At 66.3% G+C, this 13,560-nt stretch carries 12 protein-coding genes; 3 read left to right on the top strand and 9 right to left on the bottom strand.

The genetic code is table 11. From position 1 onward, the window contains the following. Window positions 1-71: 71 nt before the first annotated feature. Together zapD and AB2N08_RS10715 are read left to right on the top strand one after the other, a co-directional pair. Window positions 72-827 carry a cell division protein ZapD gene (zapD, locus tag AB2N08_RS10720; protein ID WP_367610623.1) on the top strand — a complete coding sequence of 252 codons (756 nt, stop codon included), beginning with the start codon at window positions 72-74 and terminating at the stop codon, window positions 825-827. A 22-nt stretch (window positions 828-849) separates the two neighbouring features. Beyond that, on the top strand, window positions 850-1,041 hold the full coding sequence (locus AB2N08_RS10715; protein WP_367610622.1) for a DNA gyrase inhibitor YacG: 192 nt from the start codon (window positions 850-852) through the stop codon (window positions 1,039-1,041). Here the strand turns inward: AB2N08_RS10715 and AB2N08_RS10710 are convergent. Genes AB2N08_RS10710 through argJ form a run of 4 tightly spaced genes read right to left on the bottom strand, consistent with a single transcriptional unit; the run spans window position 1,038 to window position 4,905 of the window. Continuing rightward, window positions 1,038-2,336: a D-amino acid dehydrogenase gene (locus tag AB2N08_RS10710; protein WP_367610621.1), complete on the bottom strand. Its 1,299-nt coding sequence runs from the start codon at window positions 2,334-2,336 to the stop codon at window positions 1,038-1,040. The genes AB2N08_RS10715 and AB2N08_RS10710 overlap by 4 nt on opposite strands. A 10-nt stretch (window positions 2,337-2,346) precedes the next feature. Then, window positions 2,347-2,778 (bottom strand): NUDIX domain-containing protein, encoded by a 432-nt coding sequence (locus AB2N08_RS10705; RefSeq protein WP_367610620.1) that lies wholly within the window; start codon window positions 2,776-2,778, stop codon window positions 2,347-2,349. Next, window positions 2,771-3,664 (bottom strand): ATP-binding protein, encoded by an 894-nt coding sequence (locus AB2N08_RS10700; RefSeq protein WP_367610619.1) that lies wholly within the window; start codon window positions 3,662-3,664, stop codon window positions 2,771-2,773. Before AB2N08_RS10700 ends, AB2N08_RS10705 begins: the two co-directional genes overlap by 8 nt. 2 nt (window positions 3,665-3,666) lie before the next feature. Continuing rightward, window positions 3,667-4,905 (bottom strand): bifunctional glutamate N-acetyltransferase/amino-acid acetyltransferase ArgJ, encoded by a 1,239-nt coding sequence (gene argJ, locus AB2N08_RS10695; protein ID WP_367610618.1) that lies wholly within the window; start codon window positions 4,903-4,905, stop codon window positions 3,667-3,669. A gap of 186 nt (window positions 4,906-5,091) precedes the next feature. On the opposite strand from argJ, the gene AB2N08_RS10690 reads away from it, so the two are divergent. Continuing rightward, window positions 5,092-5,643: a gamma carbonic anhydrase family protein gene (locus AB2N08_RS10690; protein ID WP_367610617.1), complete on the top strand. Its 552-nt coding sequence runs from the start codon at window positions 5,092-5,094 to the stop codon at window positions 5,641-5,643. On the opposite strand, the gene AB2N08_RS10685 is transcribed toward AB2N08_RS10690, so the two are convergent. The 5 genes from AB2N08_RS10685 to AB2N08_RS10665 all read right to left on the bottom strand — a co-directional run bounded on the left by AB2N08_RS10685 (window position 5,631) and on the right by AB2N08_RS10665 (window position 13,535). Continuing rightward, window positions 5,631-6,707 carry a porin gene (locus AB2N08_RS10685; RefSeq protein WP_367610616.1) on the bottom strand — a complete coding sequence of 359 codons (1,077 nt, stop codon included), beginning with the start codon at window positions 6,705-6,707 and terminating at the stop codon, window positions 5,631-5,633. The two genes, AB2N08_RS10690 and AB2N08_RS10685, sit on opposite strands and share 13 nt — an antisense overlap. A gap of 96 nt (window positions 6,708-6,803) precedes the next feature. After that, on the bottom strand, window positions 6,804-8,102 hold the full coding sequence (locus AB2N08_RS10680; RefSeq protein ID WP_367610615.1) for an MFS transporter: 1,299 nt from the start codon (window positions 8,100-8,102) through the stop codon (window positions 6,804-6,806). Between the two features lie 109 nt (window positions 8,103-8,211). After that, window positions 8,212-11,178: an FAD-binding and (Fe-S)-binding domain-containing protein gene (locus AB2N08_RS10675; protein WP_367610614.1), complete on the bottom strand. Its 2,967-nt coding sequence runs from the start codon at window positions 11,176-11,178 to the stop codon at window positions 8,212-8,214. A gap of 20 nt (window positions 11,179-11,198) precedes the next feature. After that, window positions 11,199-12,011, bottom strand: coding sequence for a 4-hydroxy-2-oxoheptanedioate aldolase (gene hpaI / locus AB2N08_RS10670; RefSeq protein WP_370662410.1), 813 nt, complete (start codon window positions 12,009-12,011; stop codon window positions 11,199-11,201). A 24-nt stretch (window positions 12,012-12,035) separates the two neighbouring features. Beyond that, window positions 12,036-13,535, bottom strand: a complete 1,500-nt coding sequence (locus AB2N08_RS10665) for an NAD-dependent succinate-semialdehyde dehydrogenase (protein WP_367610613.1) — start codon at window positions 13,533-13,535, stop codon at window positions 12,036-12,038. Window positions 13,536-13,560 lie beyond the last annotated feature (25 nt).

Raw genomic sequence — 13,560 nt, 5'->3', positions numbered from 1 at the left:
TTTGTAATTTTGCTTCGCATGGTTCAGAATCACGAAGTTGCCTGCCAGCCTACATTCAGAGGAATGTCATTTTGATCGTCTACGAATACCCTTTCAACGAGCGGATTCGCACGTTGTTGCGGCTGGAAGACCTGTACGAGAAATTCAAGTTTTTCGTGCACCAGGAACACCCGATGCAGCACCATGTCGCGCTCGCGACGATCTTCGACATGCTGGAAGTGGCCGGTCGCGCCGACCTGAAATCCGACCTGCTGCAGGAACTCGAACGCCAGAAGCAGTCGCTGCTCGCTTACCGCAGCAATCCGGCCGTTGTCGCCGAAACGCTCGACGCCGTGCTGGCCGAACTCGAAGCGGCCAGCAGCGCGCTGGTATCCAGCCAGGGCAAGACCGGGCAGAACGTGCGCGAGAACGAGTGGCTCATGAGCATTCGCGGGCGCACCATCATTCCCGGCGGCGCCTGCGAGTTCGACCTGCCGTCGTACTTCGCTTGGCAAAAGCGGCCTGCCGAGAAACGGTTCGAGGACATCATGGGCTGGTTCGGCCCCCTCTCGCCGCTGCTCGAAGCGCTGTCGCTGATCCTGCGCCTGCTGCGCAATTCGGGCGCGCCGGTCAAGATGTTCGCCGCCGCCGGCAGCTACCAGCAGATGTTGCAAGGTAAAATCTACCAGATGCTGCGCCTGACGCTGGACGAAACAAGCGGGGCGATTCCCGAGATCTCGGCCAACAAGTATATGCTGTGGGTACGCTTCACCAGCCAGGACGGCGACTGCAAGCCCAAGCCGCTCGAAGCCGACGTGCCGTTCGACCTGACGCTCTGTAATTTTTGATTGATTCCTGATTGACCGTACGATGACCGTTGTTTCCTGCCCTACCTGCAGCAAGAAAGTCGAATGGATCGAGGCGAACAAGTACCGCCCGTTCTGCTCCGAGCGCTGCAAGCAAATCGACCTGGGCGCCTGGGCCGAAGAGAAGTTCGTGATACCCGGCGCCGTGCCGGCCGATCCGCTCGACCCGTTTGACGAACCGCCGCCGGAGCGCTAAGCGACTACGATCCCCGCCGGCATCACCACCGGCTTGTTACGCCGCCCGTAGCGGTCCATGAACAAGCCTTCCAGGCCGATCTCGGGCTGGCGGCCAGAGAGCATATCGGCCAGCACGCGCCCCGAACCGCACGCCATCGTCCAGCCCAGCGTGCCGTGGCCCGTATTGAGGAACAGGTTGCGGTAAGGCGTGGGCCCCACCACCGGCGTGCCGTCCGGCGTCATCGGCCGCAGGCCGCACCAGAACGAGGCCTGGGCGACATCGCCGCCATCCGGGAACAGATTCGTCACCGAGTATTCGAGCGTGTCGCGCCGTGCCTGGTGCAGGCGCAGGTCGTAGCCGGCGATTTCGGCCGTGCCGCCCACGCGGATGCGGTCACCCAGGCGCGTGATCGCCACCTTGTAGGTCTCGTCCATCACGGTCGATTCCGGCGCGCCCGAGGCATCGGTGATGGGCACCGTGATCGAGTAGCCCTTCACCGGATACACGGGAATATGGATGCCGATCTGGCGCAGCAGCTGCGGCGAGTAGCTGCCCAGCGCCATCACGAACGTATCGGCCTTGAGTTCGCCCTTGTCGGTGACGACGCCGGTCACACGATCAGTGTCGATATTCAGGCGCGCGATCTTCACGCCGTAGCGGAATTTGACGCCCAGGCCCTTGGCCAGTTCGGCCAGCGCCTGCGTGAATTTAAAACAGTCGCCCGTCTCGTCGTTCGGCAGCAGCAGGCCCCCGACATACTTGCCCGGCACGCGCGCCAGGGCCGGCTCGTAGCGCGTGCACCCGGCCGGATCCAGCAGTTCATACGCCACGCCCGACTGGCGCAGCACCTCGGTATCCGTGTGCGCGCCATCGAGCTGCTTCTGCGTGCGAAACAGCTGCAGCGTGCCCTGGCTGCGTTCGTCGTAGGCGATGCCGGTGTCACGCCGCAGCTGCACCAGCACATCGCGGCTGTACTCGGCCAGGCGCACCATGCGCGTCTTGTTGAGCTGGTAGCTGTGGGTATTGCAGTTGGCGAGCATCTGCAGGATCCAGCGCCATTGGTGCACATCCAGTCTGGGGCGGATGACCAGGGGACTGTGCTGCATCGTCAGCCATTTGACCGCCTTGGCCGGTACGCCCGGCCCGGCCCACGGCGTGGCGTAGCCGGGCGAGATTTCGCCGGCATTGCCGAAGCTCGTTTCCAGACCCGCGCCCGGTTGACGGTCGATCACGGTCACATCATGCCCGGCCTGGGCCAGGAAATACGCCGATGCGGTTCCGATGACGCCACTGCCGAGGATGATGATCTTCATGGGACTAACCTTATATTGGACGATCCGACGAGTGATCCGCAAACCGCACGCGATCGAGCCACTCGAGCAGCGGGATCGTGGCCGGCAGCAGCGGGCTGACGCCGTACGCGCCCTGCCAGGCAAAGGCCTGCCCTTCCAGGCTTTGCGGCTCGCCGAGCCACTCGCGGCAGATATAGAAATACAGGCGCACGTGCGCGTGCTCGTAGACGTGTTCGACGCAGCACCAGGCTTCGCCGCTCACGACCTGCACCCCGAGTTCTTCCATGAACTCGCGCTGCAGCGCCGCGAAGATGTCTTCGCCCGCTTCCACTTTCCCGCCCGGGAATTCCCAGTAGCCGGCATATGGCTTGCCATCGGGCCGCTGGCCGAGCAGCACGTCGCCATCGGGGCGCATCAACACGCCCACGGCGACGTCCACTGGCCTGGTTTTCACTTCACTCATGGCCGGCGTCATCCGGCAGCTTGCCCGCATAATCTTTGGCGAACTGCCACGCCACGCGGCCCGAGCGCGAGCCGCGCTGCAGCGCCCATTGCAAGGCCTCGGGCCGCGCGGCCGCGACCTGTTCCGGCGTGCAGCCGAAGCTGCGTAGCCAGTGCCCGACGATCTCGAGATAGTCGTCCTGGCGGAACGGGTAGAACGACAGCCACAGGCCGAAGCGCTCGGACAGCGAGATTTTTTCTTCGACCGTCTCGCCCGGATGCAGGTCGCCATCGGCGCCATGCTGGTAACTGGCGTTGTCCGACATTTTCTCGGGCATCAGGTGACGCCGGTTCGAGGTCGCATAGATCAGCACATTGTCGGACTGCGCCGAGATGCTGCCATCGAGCGCCACCTTCAATGCCTTGTAGCCGGCCTCGCCCTCTTCGAACGACAGGTCGTCGCAAAAGATCACGAAGCGCTCGGGCCGGCCCGCGACCAGGTCGACGATGTCGGGCAGGTCGGCCAGGTCGGCCTTGTCGACTTCGATCAGGCGCAGGCCCTGGTCGGCGTAGCCGTTCAGGCACGCCTTGATCAACGACGATTTGCCGGTGCCGCGCGCGCCGGTGAGCAGCACGTTGTTGGCCGGGCGGCGCGCGACGAACTGGCGCGTGTTCTGCTCGATCTGGCGCTTTTGCGCGGCCACGTGGTGCAGGTCGTCCAGGTTGATGGTGGACGCGTGCAGCACCGGTTGCAGGTAGTTGCCGCTACCGCCCGTGCGCCGGCGCCAGCGAAAGGCATAGCTGCGCTTCCAGTCCGGCTCACGGGCGTGCGCGGCCGGCAGCACCGCCTCGAGGCGCTCGAGCAGCCCCTCGGCGCGGCGCAGGAACTGATCCAGTGGCGACGTCAAGATCAGGACCGGTAGTCGGCGTTGATCGAGACGTAGTCGTGCGACAGGTCGCAGGTCCAGACCGTGGCGGTGGCGTCGCCGCGCGCGAGCTTGACGCGCACCGTGATCTCGGACTGCTGCATGATGCGCTGGCCGTCCTCTTCCTTGTAGTCGGGATTGCGCCCACCTGCTTTCGCGACCCAGACATCGTCCAGGTACAGGTCGAGCTTCGTCACATCGAGGTCATCCACGCCGGCGTAGCCGACGGCGGCCAGGATGCGGCCCAGGTTCGGGTCGGACGCGAAGAACGCGGTTTTCACCAGCGGCGAGTGCGCGATCGCGTAGGCGATCTTGCGGCACTCGGCCACGTCGACGCCTTCGTCGACCGTGATGGTCATGAACTTGGTCGCGCCCTCGCCATCGCGGATGATCTGCTGCGCCAGGTTGCGCGAAATGTCGGTGACGGCTTCCTTCAAGGCTTCGTAATCGGCGCCTTCGGCCTTGTCGATCACCAGACCACCAGTGCCGGTAGCGACGATGATGAACGAGTCATTGGTCGACGTGTCGCCGTCAATGGTGATCGCGTTGAACGAATGGTCGGCCGCATGCTTCACCAGTTGATCGAGCACCGGCTGCGCAACCTTGGCGTCGAACGCCAGGTAGCCCAGCATCGTGGCCATGTTCGGCTTGATCATGCCGGCGCCCTTGCTGATGCCGCTCATCGTCACGGTGTGCCCGCCGATCGTGACGGTGCGCGAGGCCGCTTTCGGCTGGGTGTCGGTGGTCATGATCGCCTCGGCGGCGTTGTACCAATTGTCCGCCTTCAGATTCGACACTGCGGCCGGCAGGCCGGCAACGACCTTCGCCAGCGGCAGCTGCTCGAGGATCACGCCGGTTGAAAACGGCAGCACCTGGCCTGGCTCGATGTCAAGCAGCTTGGCCAGTTCGGCGCAGGTGGCTTGTGCGCTTTGCAGGCCTTGCTCTCCCGTGCCCGCGTTGGCGTTGCCGGTGTTGACGACCAGCGCGCGGATCGGCGCGGCGCCATTTTTCACGGCTTCCAGGTTGGCCTTGCTGACCTGCACCGGCGCGGCGCAGAAGCGGTTGAGTGTGAACACGCCGGACACGGTCGCGCCTTCGGCCAGGCGCATGACGAGGATGTCCTTGCGGTTGGGCTTCTTGATGCCCGCTTCGGCGAAACCGATCTCGATGCCGTTGACGGGTTTCAGGTCGGCTGCGACTGGCAGGGGGGAATTGACGGCCATGGTGATCTCGTTGGAAAAATTGCGAATCTCTTATTGTAACGCCAGCGTACGGGCCATGCTGCAAGGTTGCTGCCACTCATCAACGTGAGATCGGGGTTGGCGCGCCTCAGGCCGGGTTGACACTCCCGTGGGCCCCGACTATCGTCAGGCACGCACAACCATCCGCCCTTGGCGCACACCTGTCCCATGCCTGTTTCCAACTACCTCGATCTGTCCCCCACTCTTGGCGCACGCGTCTACATCAACCCGTCGGCCCAACTCATCGGCGACGTTCACATCGGCGACGACAGCTCGGTGTGGTGCAACGCCGTGCTGCGCGGCGACGTCAACACGATCCGCATCGGGCGCGCCTCGAACATCCAGGATTTCACGATGGGCCACGTGGCGCACAAGAACGAGCACAAGCCGCTCGGCTCACCGTTGACGATCGGCGACTACGTCACCATCGGCCATAACGTGATCCTGCACGGCTGCACCGTCGGCGACGAATGCCTGATCGGCATGGGCGCGATCCTGATGGACGATGTCGTCGTCCAGCCGCGCGTGATGGTCGGCGCCGGCAGCCTGGTCGCGCCGGGCAAGGTGCTCGATAGCGGCTACCTGTATATCGGTCGGCCCGCGCTGCGCGTGCGCGCCCTCTCCGCGCAGGAACTGGCCAATCTGCGCTATTCGGCGGAGCACTATGTGCGCGTGAAGGACAACTACCTGCTGGGTACGAGCACCACTCAGAACGTGTGACGCAGGCCCAGGTTATAGCCCGTGTCACCGCTGCCCGTTTCGCTGTTGTTGTTGACCGTGTAGCCGGCGCCGTTCTTGTTGTTGACGTGGGCGTAGGCCGCGTACAGGCCGGTGCGGCGCGACAGGTGATATAGGTAGCCCACGCCCCAGGCGCTGGCGTCCTGATTGAAGGCGGTCTTGTCGTCCTTGTGCATGACCGAGAACAGCAGCGTGCCCCCGCCCAGCGGCGCCGTCGCGCCCAGCAGCGCCGAGCGGCCGTCGGTCGATGCGGTCGGCTTGACGCCGCCGAACGGATTGTTGGCGTTCGGTATCGGCGCGGCGTTGTAGCCCTTGTCGATGCCGTAGCCGGCATGCAGCTTGACGCCCTTGACGACATAGGTCGCGGCCAGCAGCGTGTTGCGGCCCGTCGCCCAGGCGGCCGCCTCGCCGGCCACCGCCGGCAGGTCGGTGTTGCGGTTGTTGTAGGCAAGGCGCACTACCAGCGGGCCGGCGGCGTAGCCGACCGAGCCGCCGTACTGGCGCCCGGCCGCGCTGTCGATGCTGCGCTCGCCCGCGCTGTAGGCCAGGTCGGCGCTCACGCCGCCGATCACGGGCGAGGCGACCATCACCGTATTGCTGGTGCGGACGTTGCTGCCTGAATCGGGAAACAGGTTCTTCGACGTACCCGCGTATCCGGTGGCGAACGGGTCGGCCACCGCCGCCAGCGTCGCGTGCCAAGGCGTATACTGGCGCCCGACCGTAACGCTACCCACCCGCGTTTTCAGGCCCACCAGGGCCTGGCGGTTGAACAGCGTGTTCTGGGCGTCGAGTTCGCCGGTATCAATGCGCACGCCCGATTCCAGGATGAAGAACGCGGCCATGCCGTCGCCCAGTTCCTCGTTGCCCTTGATGCCGATGCGCGACGCGGCCGCCGCGCCGCTCGTGACCTTGGTCGTGCTCGCGGTGCCGCCGCGCTCGCCGACGATGCCGGCATCGACGATGCCGTACAGGCCCAGCGTGGTCTGGGCCTGTACGCTGCCAGCCAGCAGGCCCAGCAAAATGATGGTGTTGGTGCTTGTTTTCATGGTCTCCTCGGTCTCTTCTGGACGAGCGCCGGCCGCGCACTGCGGCCGGGCTAATGACTACGGGTGGTGCGGTGGGTGCGAAAAAACGTGCGGGTGTTACTTCGCCAGCGCCAGGTCCTGTTCCGGTTCGATCCGCTCGACCTTGCCGAGCAAGAACAGGTAATTGAGGATGGCGATCACGATCAGGGCCGCCGAGAACACCAGCGCGTACTCGAACGAGCCGGTGGCGCCGACGATGGCGCCGGTGATGATCGGACCGACCACGCCGCCCAGGTTCGACACGCTGTTCTGCACGCCCGCGACCATCGACGTCATATTGCGCGGCGCAACGTCGGCCGGCAGCGCCCACACCTGCGAGGCGGCGATAGTGGTGCCCGACTTGGCGATGCACAGCAGCACGACGGCCATCACGGCCGACTCGGCGAAGGCGGCAAAGCCGATGCTCGAAGCCATGACCAAGCCCACGATCAGGAAGGTCTTGCGGATCGCCGTCAGCGAATACTTGCCCGATTTATAGACCTTGTCGGACAGCCAGCCGGCCAGCACTTCGACGAACATCGCCACCACCAGCGGGAGCGAAGCCATGAACCCCATTTCGAGCAGGCCCATCTGGCGTTCCTTGACCAGGTAGGTCGGCAGCCAGGTGATGAAGAAGTACGAGTTGTAGTTGATCATGAAAAAGCCGATGCACATCGCCCAGATATTCCGGTAGCGGAACAGCTGGTACCACTTGAGCGGCATGGTTTTGTCGGTGACCTGCTCCTGGGTCTGGCCATCGAGGATGTGATCTAGTTCAGCCTGGTTCACGCCGGGGTGCTTGGCCGGCGAATCCTTGAACATGCGCCACCACACCAGGCCCCAGACGATGCCGAGCGCACCGACGATGACAAACGTCTCTTTCCAGCCATACAGCGAAATGAGCCAGACGATCATCGGCAGCGCCAGAGCGCCGCCAAATTTCGAGCCGCTGTCGAAGATGCCGGCCACGGTGGCGCGCTCGCTGCGTGGGAACCACTTGGCGGCGATGCCGGCATTGCTCGGGTAGGCGGCCGCTTCGCCGACGCCCAGCGCCACGCGCAGGGCCACCAGCGACTTGAAGCCGGTGGCGATGCCGGTGACGGCGGTGGCCACCGACCACCACACCACGGCCAGGCCCAGCGTTTTCTTCTGGCCGAAGCGGTCGGCCAGGTAGCCGGCCGGCAGTTGCAGCGCGGCGTACGACCAGAAGAAGGCCGACATCACGATGCCCATTTGCATCGGGGTCAGGCCGAATTCCGACTGGATCTGGGGTGAGGCCGCCGACAGCACGGTACGGTCGATATAGTTGATGGCGATCGCCGCCCACATCATGGCGGCGACGTACCAACGGACATTGGTGCGCTTGCTTTGATTCATCTTGTCTCCTGATTCGCGATGGTAAAGCGGGACTGGCCAGCGGCCCCGCCCTTCTTTTCGCCCGGGTACGGCGCGGCGGCCGCGCCCGGGTGTATTGCCGACGTTTGTTCTAGTTGTTCGTCGTGTTCTGTGCGCCGCCCGGCGCGATGGCCGCGGCCAGCACCTCGGCCAGGTGCAGCGTGCGCCGGCCGGCGCCCTGGTGCACCTGCTCCCGGCAGCTGAAACCGTTGAGCACGAGGCGGGTGTCGGGCGCGGCCGCGCGCATGGCCGGCAGCAAGACCTTCTCGCCGATCGCCATCGAGGCCTCGACGTGCTCCGGCGCGAAGCCGTACGAGCCGGCCATGCCGCAGCAGCCCGAATCGAGCACGGTAATCTTCATGCCGGTCTTGTCGAGGATGCTGCGCTCGGCCGCCATGCCGATCACGGCGCGGTGGTGGCAGTGCGCGTGCACGATCGCTTCGCCATCGGTCTGCGCGGGCACGTAGCCCGACTGCTCGAGAAATTCGCTGAGCATGAACGATTGGCTGCTGAGCTTTTTGGCCAGCGCATCGTCCGGGAACAGGCTCACCAGCTCGTCGCGGAAGGTCGACAGGCAGCCCGGCTCCAGGCCCACCAGCGGCACGCCGGCCAGGATGTCTTCGCGCAGCGCATCGAGGATGTCGACGAACTGCTTCCTGGCCTGGTCGAGCATGCCGAAGTCGTACAGCGGCCGGCCGCAGCACAGGTGGCGTTTCGGGATCGTCACGTCGAAGCCGGCGTGTTCGAGCACCGCGACGGCCGCCTGCGCCACCTCGGGATGGAAGTGGTTGTTGAAGGTATCGGGCCACAGCAGCACCTTCGGCCGGGTCGGCGCCGCGGCGGCAGCGGCGGCGGCGTTACGCCGGCTGCGCTTCTGGAACCAGGTGCGGAAGGTCTGACCGGCGAACACCGGCACCTGGCGCTCGGGTGCGATGCCGGCGAGCTGCTTGACCAGGCCGCTCACGCCCGGGGTCTGGGTAATGAAGTTGACCAGGCCCGGCATCAGCGAGCCGACCCGCGCCCAGCGGTCGATCAGGCCGACCGTGTAGGCGCGGCGCGGACGCCGCCGGCCCTGGTAATACTGGGCCATGAACTCGGCCTTGTAGGTGGCCATGTCGACCGACACCGGACATTCGCTCTTGCAGCTCTTGCACGACAGGCAGGTCTCGAGCGCTTCCTTGACGTGCTCGTTGCCGGCGTCGTGCGCCATCGGCGAGTCGGCGTTCATCATCTCGAACAGCAGGCGCGCGCGCCCGCGGGTCGAATCCTTCTCTTCGCCGGTGGCGCGGAAACTCGGACACATCGCCCCGCCCTCAATGCGGCGGCACTTGCCGGCGCCGACGCAGCGCTGCGACGCCTGCAGCAGGCTGCCGTTGTCGCGCGCGAACGAGAAGTGCACCGGCTTGAGCGCGATCGCGCGGTAGGCCGGGCCGGTGCGCAGGTTGGCGTGCAGCGGATAGGCGTCGATCAGCTTGCCCGGATTCATGCGGTTTTGCGGGTCCCAGATGCGCTTGAACTGGCGGAACGCGTCCATCATCTCTTCGCCGAACATGATCGGCAGCAGTTCGGCGCGCGCCTGGCCGTCGCCGTGTTCGCCCGACAGCGAGCCGCCGTAGGCCACCACCAGTTCGGCCGCTTCGACCATGAAGCAGCGCCAGTGCGCCACCGAGGCGTCGGTGGACAGGTCGAACGTGACGCGGCCGTGGATGCAGCCGTCGCCGAAGTGACCGTACAGCGACGCGTCGTAGTCGTACTTGTCGAGCAACTTACGGTAGGCGCGCAGGTAGTCGCCCAGCCGGTTCGGGTCGACCGCCGCATCTTCCCAGCCGGCGTAGGTCTCGGGCTGGCCGGGCACCGCATTGCGGGCCGAAGAGCCGGCTTCGCGGATCGCCCACACGCGGTTCTGCACCGCCTTGTCGAGGTAGATCTGCTGGGCCACCGTGTGCGGCGCCTGGGCCGTCATCAAGGCGCGCGTCCTGGCTTCGGCCTCGGCCAGCGTCGCGCCGCCGAATTCGACCACCAGCCAGGCATTGCCTTCGGGGAGCAGCGCGATATCGTTCATCTGCCCGCCCAGCGCCTCGTTCTTGCGGCGCATGTCGTCGATCATGCTCTTGTCGAGGCCTTCGAGACAAATATTGCCGTACGGGAGAATCGCCGGCGTCTGGTCGGCCGCGCAATAGATGTCCGGGTAGCCGAGCACGGCCAGCACGCGCACCGGCGGGCTGTCGACCAGGCGCGTTTCGGCCTGCAGCACCATGGCGCAGGTGCCTTCGCTGCCGACCAGCGCGCGCGCCACGTTGAAGCCGTTCTCGGGCAGCAGTTCGTCCAGGTTGTAGCCGGACACGCGCCGCTTGATGTTCGGGAACTTGCTGCGCACCTGGGCCGCGTGACGGTCGCGCAGCGCCTTCAGACCGGCATAGATTTCACCGCGCCGGCCGCCCTCGGCGATGATGCGCTCGAGTTCCGGCTCGGGGGTCGGGCCGACCCACATGCGCAGGCCGTCGTAGGTGATGATTTCAAGCCGCTCGATATTGTCGACCGTCTTGCCGGCCATGACCGAGTGGGCGCCGCACGAATTATTCCCGATCATCCCGCCCAGCGTACATCGGCTGTGAGTGGCCGGATCGGGGCCGAAGGTCAGCTTGTGGGCCTCGGCCGCGTGGCGCAGGCTGTCGCACACGACGCCCGGCTCGACCCGCGCCAGGCGCGTGATCGGGTCCACCGCCAGCACCCGGTTCAGGTACTTCGAGGTGTCGACCACGACCGCCACATTGCAGGTCTGGCCGCACAGCGAGGTTCCGGCGCCGCGCGCCAGGATCGGCGCCTGGTAGCGGCGGCAGATTTCCAGGGTCTTGACCAGGTCGTCGATCGTGCGCGGAATGACCACGCCGATCGGCACCTGGCGGTAGTTCGACGCGTCGGTGGCGTACAGCGCGCGGCTGCCGCCATCGAAGCGCACTTCGCCAGCCAGGGCGGCCGACAGTTCGGCGGCCAGCTTGTCCGCATCGACCGACAAGGCATGCCGGTCGAGCAGATTGGTTTGTTCAAAAGCACTCACGATGGACTCCTGTCGGGCGCTCAGTAAGGGCCGCTGGCCAGGGCGGCCGGGGCGGCTGCGGCGGCAGACCCGTCGTCGCGGAATTCGGCGCGCAGGGCGCGTACGCCGCTGGCCAAAACGCGCACGTCCAGGCCCACGGCCAGGAAGGTGCAGCCCAGCGCCAGATAGCGGCGCGCCAGTGCGTTGTCCGCCACCAGCGAACCGGCGGCCTTGCCGCTGGCGACGATGCGGCGAATCGCATCCTCGATCGCCGCCTGAACCTCGGGGTGGCCCGGGTTGCCGCGGTGACCGAGCGAGGCAGACAGGTCGGCCGGGCCGATGAACACGCCGTCGATGCCGTCGACCGCGCAGATCGCCTCGATGTTGTCGAGCGCGGTGCGGCTCTCGACCTGCACCAGCAGGCACACTTCGTCGTTGGCGACGTCGAGGTAGTCGGCGCGCTGGCCCCAGCGCGACACCCGCGCCACGCCGCTGCCCACGCCGCGCATGCCCTGCGGCGGGTAGCGCATGGCCGCGACCATGCGGCGCGCCTGCTCGGCATCCTCGACCATCGGCACCAGGATGGTCTGGGCGCCGATGTCGAGCAGCTGCTTGATCAGCGCCGGGTCGCCCGTCACCGGACGCACGATCGGGTGCGAGCGGTATGGCGCCACCGCCTGCAACTGCTCGAGCGTGCCGCGCAGGTCGTTCGGGGCGTGTTCGCCGTCGAGCAGAAGCCAGTCGAAATCGGCCGTCGCGCACAGTTCTGCGCTATAGGCATTGGCCAGCGACAGCCACAGGCCGATCTGCTGGCGGCGCGCCGCGAGCGCGGCCTTGAATGTGTTTTCGTACATGATGTGCTTTCGTATCGACAGTGTTCAGGCCTGCTTGCGGACCGGGAGGTTGCCGTGCCGGATGTATTTGATGTTGAGGTATTCGTCCAGGCCGTACTGCGAGCCTTCACGGCCGTAGCCCGATTCCTTGATGCCGCCGAACGGCGCCACCTCGGTCGAGAGCACGCCGTCGTTGACGGCGACCATGCCGGCCTCGATGCTTTCGGCGACCTGCCACACGCGGTCGATATCGCGCGAATAGAAGTAGGCGGCCAGGCCGTACGGGGTGTCGTTGGCCAGCGCGACCACTTCGTCCTCGGTGGCAAAAGGCGTGACCGGCACCACCGGGCCGAAGGTTTCCTCGTGCGACATGCGCATGCGCGCATCGACGTCGGCCACCACGGTCGGCGTGAAGAAGTGGCCGTCCGGGGCATCCGGGCAGGCGTGGCGGGCGCCGCCCACAACCAGGCGTGCGCCATGCGCCACGGCGTCGGCCAGGTGCGCTTCGGCCTTCTCGATGGCGCGCAGGTTGATCAGCGGGCCGATCTCGGCGCTGCCGCCGGCCGGGCCGATCGTCAGGGCGCCCACGCGCGCGGCCAGCATCTCGATGAATGTTGCGTACACCGACTGCTGCACGTACACGCGGTTCGGGCAGATGCAGGTCTGGCCGGCATTGCGGAACTTGGCCACCATCAGGCCATCGACGGCGGCGACCAGGTCGGCATCCTCGAACACGATGAACGGCGCATTGCCGCCCAGTTCGAGCGACAGGCGCTTGAGCGTGTCGGCGCTGTGGCGCGCCAGGTGCTTGCCGACCGGGGTCGAGCCGGTAAACGAGATCTTGCGCACGCGTGGGTCGGCCAGCCAGGCGTCGCCCAGCGGCGCGGCGCGTTCGCGCGAGCTCGTCAGGATATTGACCAGGCCGGCCGGCGCGCCCGCTTCTTCCAGCAGCGCGGCCATGGCCAGCGCGGTCAGCGGCGTGTCTTCGGCCGGCTTGCACACGACCGCGCAACCGGCGGCCAGGGCCGGTGCGATCTTGCGAGCGAGCATGGCCAGCGGGAAGTTCCACGGCGTGATCGCCGCCACCACGCCCACCGGCTGCTTGACCACCAGCATACGGTGGCCCGGGTGCTGCTCGGGGATCACGTCGCCGCCGCCGCGCTTGGCTTCTTCGGCGAACCATTCGACATACGAGGCGCCGTAGGCGACTTCTGTGCGGCTTTCCATCAGCGGCTTGCCCTGCTCGCGCGAGATCAGGCGCGCCAGGTCTTCCTGGTTGGCCATGATCAGGCCGTGCCAGCGCTTGAGCAGCGCGGCGCGCTCGCGCGCCACCGTGTGGCGGTACGATTCAAAGGCGCGCTGGGCTGCGTCGACGGCAGCGCGCGCATCGTCCGCGCCGCTGTCGGGCACCTCGCCGATGGTGGCGCCGGTGGCGGGATCGATGACGGCCATGCGGCGGCCGTCGGCGGCGTCGACCCACTGGCCATCGACGAAGCTTTGCTGGCGGATCAGGTTGTTGCGGGTCAGTGTCAGGTTTGGATTCATAGGTGCAGACAGAAAGAGGTTCAGG

The sequence above is a fragment of the Massilia aurea genome (assembly GCF_040790145.1).
Taxonomy (GTDB): Bacteria; Pseudomonadota; Gammaproteobacteria; order Burkholderiales; family Burkholderiaceae_D; genus Telluria; species Telluria aurea_C.
This window is presented reverse-complemented; position numbering and strand designations above follow the sequence as displayed.

Excerpts from the sequence above, each read along its gene's own strand:
- AB2N08_RS10715 (WP_367610622.1), top strand. The coding sequence starts at position 850 with ATGACCGTTGTTTCCTGCCCTACCTGCAGCAAGAAAGTCGAATGGATC.
- argJ (WP_367610618.1), bottom strand. The coding sequence starts at position 4,905 with ATGGCCGTCAATTCCCCCCTGCCAGTCGCAGCCGACCTGAAACCCGTC.
- hpaI (WP_370662410.1), bottom strand. The coding sequence starts at position 12,011 with ATGTACGAAAACACATTCAAGGCCGCGCTCGCGGCGCGCCGCCAGCAG.
- AB2N08_RS10705 (WP_367610620.1), bottom strand. The coding sequence starts at position 2,778 with ATGAGTGAAGTGAAAACCAGGCCAGTGGACGTCGCCGTGGGCGTGTTG.
- AB2N08_RS10685 (WP_367610616.1), bottom strand. The coding sequence starts at position 6,707 with ATGAAAACAAGCACCAACACCATCATTTTGCTGGGCCTGCTGGCTGGC.
- AB2N08_RS10665 (WP_367610613.1), bottom strand. The coding sequence starts at position 13,535 with ATGAATCCAAACCTGACACTGACCCGCAACAACCTGATCCGCCAGCAA.
- AB2N08_RS10690 (WP_367610617.1), top strand. The coding sequence starts at position 5,092 with ATGCCTGTTTCCAACTACCTCGATCTGTCCCCCACTCTTGGCGCACGC.
- AB2N08_RS10680 (WP_367610615.1), bottom strand. The coding sequence starts at position 8,102 with ATGAATCAAAGCAAGCGCACCAATGTCCGTTGGTACGTCGCCGCCATG.
- AB2N08_RS10710 (WP_367610621.1), bottom strand. The coding sequence starts at position 2,336 with ATGAAGATCATCATCCTCGGCAGTGGCGTCATCGGAACCGCATCGGCG.